The sequence below is a fragment of the Kitasatospora sp. NPDC058046 genome (assembly GCF_042885595.1).
Lineage (GTDB): Bacteria > Actinomycetota > Actinomycetes > Streptomycetales > Streptomycetaceae > Kitasatospora.
In genome coordinates this window covers 195,698-201,697 of record NZ_JBHVRS010000020.1, presented here as the reverse complement: position 1 = coordinate 201,697, position 6,000 = coordinate 195,698, and the positions used below count along the sequence as shown (strand labels likewise).

8 protein-coding genes and 2 pseudogenes are annotated in these 6,000 nt (G+C 70.7%); 1 reads left to right on the top strand and 9 read right to left on the bottom strand.

All coding sequences use genetic code 11. The features are described from left to right. Window positions 1-76: 76 nt before the first annotated feature. The 9 genes and pseudogenes from ACFVU7_RS33165 to ACFVU7_RS33125 form a co-directional block, all read right to left on the bottom strand. Complete coding sequence (locus ACFVU7_RS33165; protein WP_388048754.1) at window positions 77-628, bottom strand: hypothetical protein; 552 nt, start codon at window positions 626-628, stop codon at window positions 77-79. A 14-nt stretch (window positions 629-642) separates the two neighbouring features. After that, on the bottom strand, window positions 643-1,059 hold the full coding sequence (locus ACFVU7_RS33160) for an ATP-binding protein (protein WP_388048752.1): 417 nt from the start codon (window positions 1,057-1,059) through the stop codon (window positions 643-645). 72 nt (window positions 1,060-1,131) lie between these two features. Beyond that, complete coding sequence (locus ACFVU7_RS33155) at window positions 1,132-1,653, bottom strand: GNAT family N-acetyltransferase (RefSeq protein ID WP_388048750.1); 522 nt, start codon at window positions 1,651-1,653, stop codon at window positions 1,132-1,134. After that, window positions 1,650-2,495 (bottom strand): hypothetical protein, encoded by an 846-nt coding sequence (locus ACFVU7_RS33150; protein ID WP_388048749.1) that lies wholly within the window; start codon window positions 2,493-2,495, stop codon window positions 1,650-1,652. The genes ACFVU7_RS33155 and ACFVU7_RS33150 overlap by 4 nt, the downstream gene beginning before the upstream one ends. After that, a complete protein-coding gene (locus ACFVU7_RS33145; RefSeq protein ID WP_388048747.1) occupies window positions 2,459-2,767 on the bottom strand; it encodes a hypothetical protein in 309 nt (102 codons plus the stop codon). The genes ACFVU7_RS33150 and ACFVU7_RS33145 overlap by 37 nt, the downstream gene beginning before the upstream one ends. After that, a complete protein-coding gene (locus ACFVU7_RS33140; RefSeq protein ID WP_388048745.1) occupies window positions 2,767-3,141 on the bottom strand; it encodes a hypothetical protein in 375 nt (124 codons plus the stop codon). Before ACFVU7_RS33140 ends, ACFVU7_RS33145 begins: the two co-directional genes overlap by 1 nt. A 14-nt stretch (window positions 3,142-3,155) precedes the next feature. Next, window positions 3,156-3,572 carry an ATP-binding protein gene (locus ACFVU7_RS33135; protein ID WP_388048743.1) on the bottom strand — a complete coding sequence of 139 codons (417 nt, stop codon included), beginning with the start codon at window positions 3,570-3,572 and terminating at the stop codon, window positions 3,156-3,158. Between the two features lie 438 nt (window positions 3,573-4,010). Next, window positions 4,011-4,958 carry a transcriptional regulator gene (locus tag ACFVU7_RS33130; protein ID WP_388048758.1) on the bottom strand — a complete coding sequence of 316 codons (948 nt, stop codon included), beginning with the start codon at window positions 4,956-4,958 and terminating at the stop codon, window positions 4,011-4,013. Window positions 4,959-5,021: 63 nt separating this feature from the next. Next, window positions 5,022-5,246, bottom strand: a pseudogene (locus tag ACFVU7_RS33125) (helix-turn-helix domain-containing protein); the annotation flags it as partial. 247 nt (window positions 5,247-5,493) lie between these two features. Between ACFVU7_RS33125 and ACFVU7_RS33120 the strand changes: the two are divergent. Further along, a pseudogene (locus ACFVU7_RS33120) lies at window positions 5,494-5,991 on the top strand (XRE family transcriptional regulator); the annotation flags it as partial. Window positions 5,992-6,000 lie beyond the last annotated feature (9 nt).

Sequence of the window (6,000 nt, the reverse complement as noted above, 5' to 3'; positions counted from 1 at the left end):
CGCCGCGGTTGGGCCGGCCCCCCGGCGGCGACGGGCCGCTCTTGCGTAGGAAGTCGGCGAGGCCGACTTCCTACGCTTACGGGTGGGTTGCCCGGGTGCGGCAGTGGGTGAGGGCGTAGGTGATGCGGCGGTCGGAGGGGAGGGTGGTGGCGAGGAGTTCGCCGGCGGTGACGAGGGTGGTCCAGTAGAGGGTGGGGTCGCCGGTGCGGGGGAGGGGGTGGGTGGCGGTGAGGGAGAGGTAGGCGGTGGTGAGGTTGCCGGTGGTGAACCAGCGCTGGAGGCCGTGACGGTGGCCGGGGCGGAGGCTGCCGTGGGCGTCGACGGCGGCCAGGAGGTGTTCGACGACGGCGAGTTCGGTGTCGGTGAGGGACTTGGGGATGTCGAAGACGCCGAGGGCTTCGAGGAGTTCGCCGGTGTCGGTCTCGCTGGCGGGGTGGTGGTCGGCGAGGAGGGCGTCGTAGCACTCGGCCAGGCGGCGGGTGGTTTCGGCGAGGGGGATGTCGAGGGCGAGGCAGACGGCGCGCGCGACGGGCAGGGGCGGGTGGCCGAGGCGGGCGATCAGGGCGTAGGTGGCGGCGGGTGTGGTGCCACGGGAGAGGGTGTGCCGGGCGAGGGTCGTGAGGTGCATGGGGAGTCGGGCTTTCAGACGGTGGTGGGGGCGATGTGGGCCCAGACGAACTTGCCGATGCCGTACGGGCGGGAGGCGCAGCCCCAGCGCTCGGCCAGCTCGTTGACGAGGTAGAGGCCGCGCCCGTGCTCGTCGTCAGGCGCGGCGGTACGGACCGAGGGGCGGCCGCTACCGGCGTCGTGCACCTCCAGCCGCAGCCGGGAGCCGGTGAGGGCGAAGCGGACTTCGATGTGGCAGTCGTCGGGCCCGTCGGAATGCTGGACGGCGTTGGCGAACAGCTCGCCGAGGAGCAGTTCGGCGGTGTCGCGGTAGCGGTCCCCGGAGGGCAGCCCGGAGAGGTAGGCCCGGATCAAGTACCGGGCCAGGGGCGCGGATTCGGCCCGGGAGGAGAGACGGGCGACGAAAGCCCGGGGGCGACGGGAAGTGGGCATGAGGGAGCACCTTGGAAGCAAAGGAGAGGGGGTCATCCACGTCATCGTTGGTGATCTGCCAGCGATAGACAGTCAATTGCCCATGGCAGTAGTAGGTTCACCACCGGGCGGTTGTCTGATCTGCTCGTGTCCCGGTTCGGTCGATCCGAGGGCGTAGGTCTTGAAGCCGGCGCGCTCGCCGGTCGGGATGAATCCCGTTTTGCGGAGGACGTGACCGGAGGTGGGATTGTCGGTGCGGTGTTTGGCGCGGACCTCCGGTAGGCCGAGGTGACCAAAGGCGAGGGCGAGGAGCCTGCGGACCCCTTCGGTGGCGTAGCCGCGGCCCCAGGTGTCCGCGCGCAGGATGTAGCTGATGGCGGCGACCGGCCGGTCACAGTGGAGCTTGACGACGCCGAGGAGGTCACCGTTCACGGCGAGGCCGAGCACGTACAGCGTGCGCGGTGACTGTGCCGCTGCCGCGATGATGTCGCGCAGGCGGTAGCGGGCTTCGCCGGCATCCATGGGTGCCCGGCCCAGGTACTTCGTCGACTCCGCGCTGTAGATCCGGAGCAGGGCTTCCTCGTCGCCGGGGCGCAGCTCCCGCAGCTCGATCATCCGTCCACCGCTTCGATGATCTCGGCCAGTTCGGCGGCGGTGGGCCGCTCGTCGGGGGCGGCCAGCAGGACGCAGCGCAGCCGGGCTTGGAAGGCGGGCCAGGGCATCGCGGTGGACATGGGGACGGCTCGGTGGGCGATGGCCTTGCGGATCTCCTCCACGGGCGTGCCCTTTGGGAGGCCTGCGGTGTCGTAGTCCAGCGGCCACGTGCCGGTGGTGCAGGTCCACAGGGTTCCGGCGAGGGCGTAGACGTCGGCGGTCTGTGTCGTGGCGACGGGCTGGGGGCCGTTGATGATCCGGGCGGCGAGTTCGGGGGCGGTGAGGTGGATCATCGTGCCGTCGAACGTCGGCCACGGGGTGCTGTCGATCCTGCGGGACCAGGCGAAGTCGAGGAGGCGGACCGTCCCGTCCTCGCCGTGGATGCCGTGCGCGGGCTGGAGGTCGCCGTGCACCCAGCCGTCGGTGTGGAAGTCCGCCACGGCGCGGCACAGTCCGACGGCGGCAGCGAGGGCTTCGTCCTTCCCACCGTCTCCCTTGCGCACGGGGCGGAAGACCTGCCAGGTGGAGGGGCCGGCCAGCCACGGGGTGACGTACCAGATGCCGTCGGCGAAGCGGCCGGCGGTCACGGTGTAGCCGGGGAGCTGGTCCAGTACGGAGGCTTCACGGGCGGTGACCTCGGCGGCCCCGCCGGTGCCGAGCTTGATACTCACCACACCGCGCGGACCGCTGGCCTTCCACACCGCCGAACCCCGACGGTTGCTGATCTCCTTCAGCTCCACCGGCCCGCAGACGGCCTCCGCCGCCCTCAGCGCTTCGCGGGCCTCGGCAAGGAACTCGCCCATTCTCGAACTGCCTTCCATTCACAAGGGATGTGCTCGAACACGTCGCGGCCTTCGTTGGCCGAGACCGCCAACGCCGCCGCGAGGTCGGGGGTGGTCTCCAGGAATCGCGGGTCCAGCGGCCGTACGCCCGCCCGTACCGGGAGGAACGAGAAGGGCGGCGGCGGGATCCGCTGCCCGCGCCGGCCGGTCTCGGCAGCGTCCTGGGGGAACTTGCCGAACATGACTCCGACCGGGGCGTACAGGTGCTTCAGCGCCCAGTGCGGCCAGGCCATCAAGTCTCGGTGGTCGGCGCCTTCGCAGTGCCCGCGCAGCACGACGTTCTCGCATGCGAGGAGACCGAGCGGCCCTGGAGCCAGCCGGTGGTGGCGTGTGCAGTGGCGCGCTGGATCGTGGTCATCTTGGCCTCTCGATGTCTGCTGCGCGGGAAGTCGGCCAGGCCGACTTCCTGCGCTTGCCGGTGGGTTGCGCGGGTGCGGTAGTGGGTGATGGTGCAGGTGATGTGGTGGGTGGTGATGGTGAGGGTTCCGGTGGTGAACCAGCGGGTGGGGCCGTGGTGGTGGCCGGAGCGGAGGCTGCCATGGGCGTAGGTGGCGGCGGGTGTGGTGCCACGGGAGAGGGTGTGCCGGGCGAGGGTTGTGAGGTGCATGGGGAGTCGGGCTTTCAGACGGTGGTGGGGGCGATGTGGGCCCAGACGAACTTGCCGATGCCGTACGGGCGGGAGGCGCAGCCCCAGCGCTCGGCCAGCTCGTTGACGAGGTAGAGGCCGAGCCCGTGCTCGTCGTCAGGCGCGGCGGTGCGGACCGACGGGCGGCTGCTACCGGCGTCGTGTACCTCCAGCCGTAGCCGGGAGCCGGTGAGGGCGAAGCGGACTTCGATGTGGCGATCGTCGGGTCCGTCGGAGTGCTGGACGGCGTTGGCGAACAGCTCGCCGAGGAGCAGTTCGGCGGTGTCGCGGTAGCGGTCCCCGGAGGGCAGTCCGGAGAGGTAGGCCCGGATCAAGTACCGGGCCAGGGGCGCGGATTCGGCCCGGGAGGAGAGCCGGGCGACGAACATGCGAGGACGACGGGACGTGAACATGGGGGTACCTCGGAGGGGCGGGGCGGGAGCATGTGAAGGAAGTGCGACGTACGCCAGGCCTGCCGCCGATCGGGGGTTTGGACACCCGACCGGGGCGGGGCGTGCTGCAACCGGGGGGAGAGCCGTCTCCGAACTCACGAGGCCCGGCGGGCCCGGGGGTCGGCGGTCGGGGCGAACTCTGCCCAGCCGGCCGCTGCGGTGGCCAGGGCGTTCCGTCGGAGGCGGTCCTCGGCGGATCTGCGCGGCCCGGGTGTCGGTGTCTGGGCAGGACACGAAGGGCGGGGGGCGGCGGCCATCGCGGGCTCCAAGGGATGCGGCAGTGGTGTGTGCGAGCCCGGACCCGACCGGGCTCGCACCCCGAGGCGTCGCTTCTCGGGGTGCTGAGCACCACGATGCCGCTGCTGGAAGGCCTTGAATTTCACCAGAAGTGAAAGATCGTCAGATACCCGTTCGGGTGATCCAGGTTGACAGCCGCAGACTCCGGCGGCTAGCGGAGCGTGACAGTGCGGTCACGGTCTCGCGGGCGAGCGGGTGCCGGGATACCTGGTCGGGTGCGACCGCGTACGCGGCGTCGAGCTGGTCGAGTGCGGCCTCCGGTCGGGCCATCCATCGGTAGGCACGGGCCAGGTCGATGTGGTGGTGCCCGATCCTGGTCGGGGCCCATCCGGTGGGGAAGCGCAGCCCCTTCGCGGCGGCCACCGCCCGGTCGTGCTCGCCGGCCTCCACCAGGGTCATCACCCGGTGCACCCGCACGTTGGTGGGCCCGAAGTGCAGCGACAGGTCCGGCTGCTCGCCGGTCCGGGCGGCTACGTGTTCAGCCTCGTCCAGATGGTGCTGCATCAGGTCCTTCTGTCCGGCGCGGGCGGCGACCACGGCCGAGCCGAGGTGCAGTTGCCCGGTGGTGACCAGTGCGCTCGGAGTCTTGGCGTCGGTCCCCTCCAGGTGGCCGCGGCCGGACTCCTGGAGGCGCCGGCAGGCCGCGAGGTCGCCGACGCGCAGGTAGGCGGTGACCCGCAGGTACTCGCGGGCGGCCCGTAGCGCGGGTGCCTGGTCGCCGGCCCGCTCCGCGGCCCAGTCCATCCGGGCCAGTGCGGTCGCGGACAGGTCGCTCAGCCCGATCGCGATCCCGACCGAGTGCCCGCACCGGTAGGCCTCCGCCAGCAGGCCCCACACCTGCCGCTGCTGCTCACCGGTGAACTCGTGTGCGGCCGTGTGCAGTTCGACCAGCAGGCCCGGCAGCATCGCCACCATCGGCTTGTACTTCGCGGCCTGGGCCAGCGTGTTCACCTGTCGTACCGCTGCCCGAAGCGCGGGCAGGGCGCGAGGCCGAACGGCCTCCTGCGGCGGCAGGTCGTACAGATCGAGCACCGTACGGATCGGGCCCATCAGCGGGACCAACGGGTCATCTGCCGTCCCGTCGCCGTACGGGGGCGGTTGGAGGTCGCCGGGCTCAACTCCCAAAGCCCTGGCCACCGCTGCAACGAACTCCGGCGTCGCCGGCTTGTGCCCGGCCACCACCTTCGTGAGCAGGCTGTACGAGACGTGAGCACGATCAGCGAGTTGCCGATGGCTCAGGCCTCTCACATCTGCGTAGGCGGCGATGCGCTGGCCGGTGCTGATTCCGTCCGGAGGTGCCACGCTGGCCCCATCTCGTGAATTCCTTGAACCCTGCATAGGGGACCGTACCCTCGAACTCGCCTGGTCACAGATCATTCGGTCAAACAACGTTGACGTTGGTCGGCTGGTGCGCGGCCGGGTTCCATGAGATAGCTACTTCCGCCGGCCAGTCGACGGATACGGTGTCAGGACCGATCGACGTGGGGAGCCTCGGCGGCCCAGTCCGTCGCGGCGATGACCGAACGGATCAGGGTCCTGGACGACCAGTTGCGGACGTCCTCACCGGCGTCCGCCCGCAGGTACCGCGAACGGTACGGGAGGCCATGACATGAGCAGCGACGAACCGGGCGTGCCCGTGCAGGCCGCACCCGCTCCCACGGGTGAGGACTACTCGGGGGTCTGGGTCAGCCATTACGAGTTCTTCAGCAGCAGCCGGGAGAACACGTTCACCGGCCTGCACCACGTCGTCCTGTCCCAGAGCGGGAACCGGATCACCGGCCGGTCGCTCCCCGGTGCGTCGTCCAATCCCGACTCGCCGCTGTCGTTCGACCTCACCATCGACCGGAACGTTGTGACGGGCTCGTGGGTGGAGCAGACCGCACAGGACGGCTACTACCAGGGGGCCAGGTACCACGGCGCCATTCAGCTGCTGGTCGATCCGACCGGGCGCCGCATGGCCGGCAAGTGGGTCGGCTTCGGCAAGGAGTTCGACGTCAACACCGGGCCTTGGGAGCTGCGCCTGCTGGAGAAGTCCACGGCGGATGAGGTCTTGAGTCGCTACAGCGTGCCGCCGGAGGCGTAGCGCGCCTCA

What these genes read in the sequence shown, in the direction of transcription:
- ACFVU7_RS33150 (WP_388048749.1), bottom strand. Translation starts at nt 2,495, where the DNA reads ATGGGCGAGTTCCTTGCCGAGGCCCGCGAAGCGCTGAGGGCGGCGGAG.
- ACFVU7_RS33160 (WP_388048752.1), bottom strand. Translation starts at nt 1,059, where the DNA reads ATGCCCACTTCCCGTCGCCCCCGGGCTTTCGTCGCCCGTCTCTCCTCC.
- ACFVU7_RS33155 (WP_388048750.1), bottom strand. Translation starts at nt 1,653, where the DNA reads ATGATCGAGCTGCGGGAGCTGCGCCCCGGCGACGAGGAAGCCCTGCTC.
- ACFVU7_RS33135 (WP_388048743.1), bottom strand. Translation starts at nt 3,572, where the DNA reads ATGTTCACGTCCCGTCGTCCTCGCATGTTCGTCGCCCGGCTCTCCTCC.
- ACFVU7_RS33165 (WP_388048754.1), bottom strand. Translation starts at nt 628, where the DNA reads ATGCACCTCACGACCCTCGCCCGGCACACCCTCTCCCGTGGCACCACA.
- ACFVU7_RS33145 (WP_388048747.1), bottom strand. Translation starts at nt 2,767, where the DNA reads ATGGCCTGGCCGCACTGGGCGCTGAAGCACCTGTACGCCCCGGTCGGA.
- ACFVU7_RS33140 (WP_388048745.1), bottom strand. Translation starts at nt 3,141, where the DNA reads ATGCACCTCACAACCCTCGCCCGGCACACCCTCTCCCGTGGCACCACA.
- ACFVU7_RS33130 (WP_388048758.1), bottom strand. Translation starts at nt 4,958, where the DNA reads ATGGGCCCGATCCGTACGGTGCTCGATCTGTACGACCTGCCGCCGCAG.